The organism is Mesorhizobium sp. B1-1-5, assembly GCF_006443065.1.
In the GTDB taxonomy this organism is placed as follows: domain Bacteria; phylum Pseudomonadota; class Alphaproteobacteria; order Rhizobiales; family Rhizobiaceae; genus Mesorhizobium.
In genome coordinates this window covers 1-2,323 of the sequence record NZ_VFWS01000236.1, presented here as the reverse complement: position 1 = coordinate 2,323, position 2,323 = coordinate 1, and the positions used below count along the sequence as shown (strand labels likewise).

At 67.5% G+C, this 2,323-nt stretch carries 3 protein-coding genes; 1 reads left to right on the top strand and 2 read right to left on the bottom strand.

The features are described from left to right. Together FJ980_RS29865 and FJ980_RS29860 are read right to left on the bottom strand one after the other, a co-directional pair. Positions 1 to 278 (bottom strand): S4 domain-containing protein (locus FJ980_RS29865; RefSeq protein WP_281406345.1); only part of this gene is annotated, 278 nt, incomplete at its 3' end. 125 nt (positions 279 to 403) lie between these two features. Continuing rightward, positions 404 to 1,288, bottom strand: coding sequence for an aldo/keto reductase family oxidoreductase (locus tag FJ980_RS29860; RefSeq protein ID WP_140547212.1), 885 nt, complete (start codon positions 1,286 to 1,288; stop codon positions 404 to 406). A gap of 94 nt (positions 1,289 to 1,382) precedes the next feature. On the opposite strand from FJ980_RS29860, the gene FJ980_RS29855 reads away from it, so the two are divergent. After that, positions 1,383 to 2,282 carry a LysR family transcriptional regulator gene (locus FJ980_RS29855; protein ID WP_140547211.1) on the top strand — a complete coding sequence of 300 codons (900 nt, stop codon included), beginning with the start codon at positions 1,383 to 1,385 and terminating at the stop codon, positions 2,280 to 2,282. Positions 2,283 to 2,323 lie beyond the last annotated feature (41 nt).

The following is a 2,323-nucleotide window of genomic DNA, read 5'->3' as shown; positions in this document are numbered from 1 at the left end:
ACGGTGTCGCGCTCGAGCGGGTCGTCGCGGGTCGTGACCAGCCCGCGCGGCTTGTTGAGCATGAGATAGAACTTGCGCTCGGCAACGATTTTTTCGCCGTCGACGGCGATGCGGTCGCGATTCATATCGACGCGCAGGGAAGCATCGCGCGCGACCTTGCCACCGACGCGCACGCGGCCCTCGGCGATCAGCCGCTCGGCCTGCGTGCGCGAGCACAGGCCGAGCTTCGACAGCGCGCGGTTGAGGCTGACGCCGGGTCGTGGTGGTCGTGGAGCCATGCTGCTTCGGATCGATCCGTTGTACCGGACCAGATGCCATGGCCGGCGACGGCTGCGCAAGCCGCCGCCGAGGTCGGGATCTTGCCGGACAGCGGTGCCGCCCGGCAAGCGCTAGTCGCGCCGGCTTAGGCTGCTTGCTCGGTCTCGCCCGCGATCCCGTTCAGCACGGAAAGCGCGTCGGCTGGCAGCTCCAGCTCCGCCGCCGCCATGTTTTGCCTGAGATGCGCAATGGACGAGGTGCCGGGGATGAGCAGGATGTTGGGCGCGCGACGCAGGAGCCAGGCGAGCGCCACCTGCATGGGCGTGGCGCCGAGTTTTTGCGCGACATCGGCCAGCGTGCTGGATTGCAGCGGCGTGAAGCCGCCGAGCGGGAAGAACGGCACATAGGCGATGCCGGCCGCGGCAAGCTCGTCGATCAGTGCGTCATCCTCGCGATGCGCGATGTTGTACTGGTTCTGCACGCAGACGATGTCGACGATGCCGCGCCCCTGCGCGATCTGGGTTGATGTGACATTGCTCAAGCCGATATGGCGCACCAGACCCTGACGCTGCAGTTCGGCGAGCGTATTCAGTTGGGGTTCGAGCGAGCCTTCGGCCGGGCCGTGTATGCCGTGCATGGAGCGCAGGTTGACGACCTCCATGGTGTCCAGTCCCAGATTGCGGAGATTGTCGTGCACGGCCTGCGTCAGTTCCTGCGGCGACATTGCGGGGATCCACGATGCATCGGCGCCGCGCCGGGCACTGACCTTGGTGACAATCGTGAGATTGGCGGGATAGGGGTGCAGCGCCTCGCGGATGATCAGGTTGGTGACGTGCGGACCGTAGAAATCGCTGGTATCGATATGGTCGATACCGCTCGCCACCGCCTCGCGCAGCACGGCGAGTGCACCGTCATGGTCTTTCGGCGGGCCGAACACGCCGGGTCCGGCCAATTGCATGGCGCCGTAGCCCATGCGCTTCACGGTGCGGTCGCCGAGCTTGAAGGTTCCGGCCTTGCTGATGTCGGTCATGGTCTCAATCTCCTTTGGATCGGCCAGATATAGACAATGCACGCCTGCGCGATAATATGGCGCAATCGGCACAGGCTGTGCGGAAAGGCGTACAATGACGGATCTGGGCGACCTCCAGGCATTCATGGCGGTGGCGCGCGCCGGCGGCTTTCGCGAGGCGGCCAGGATCAGCGGCGTCAGCGCCTCCAGCCTCAGCGAAACGGTGCGGCGGCTGGAGACGGGGCTCGGCGTGCGGCTCCTCAACCGCACCACGCGCAGCGTCGCTCCGACCGAGGCCGGCGCGCGACTGCTGGAGCGGCTGGGCCCCGCGCTCGGCGAGGTCGAGGCAGCGCTCGATGTCGTCAACGGCTTTCGCGGCCGCCCGGCCGGCACGCTGCGGCTCAACGTGCCGGTCGGGGCGGCGAAACTGGTTCTGCCGCGCCTTCTGCCGCCCTTCCTTGTCGCCTATCCCGACATAAGACTGGAGGTGACCGCCGAGGACAGTTTCGTCGACATACTGGCGAGCGGCTGCGATGCCGGCATCCGCTATGACGAGCGGCTGGAGCAGGACATGATCGCCATACCGATCGGCCCGCGCCGGCAGCGCTTCGCCACCGCTGCCGCAACGGCCTATCTCGACCGGCGTGGCCGGCCCGACCATCCGCGCGACCTGCTCAATCACGCATGCCTGCGCGGCCGCTTCGCCAGCGGCCTGACGCCGCCCTGGGAGTTCGAGCGCGCCGGCGAGATAGTGAGCGTCGAGCCGACCGGGCCGCTGCTGGTCAGCACCGGCACCGCTATGGCGCTTGCGCTCGATGTGGCGGTCGCCGGCGGCGGCATCGTCTCGCTGTTCGAGGACTGGCTGCGCCCCTATTTCGACGATGGCCGGCTCGAACCGGTACTGGAGCCCTGGTGGCAGGAGTTTTCCGGCCCGTTCCTCTATTACCCGGGCCGCCGGCTCATCCCGGCGCCGCTGCGGGCATTCATCGACTTTGTCGGCGGGATGCGGTTGTAAGGCGCCCCGATGACGGTTTCATGGGACGCATGGCAGGACGC

What these genes read in the sequence shown, in the direction of transcription:
- FJ980_RS29855 (WP_140547211.1), top strand. Translation starts at nt 1,383, where the DNA reads ATGACGGATCTGGGCGACCTCCAGGCATTCATGGCGGTGGCGCGCGCC.
- FJ980_RS29860 (WP_140547212.1), bottom strand. Translation starts at nt 1,288, where the DNA reads ATGACCGACATCAGCAAGGCCGGAACCTTCAAGCTCGGCGACCGCACC.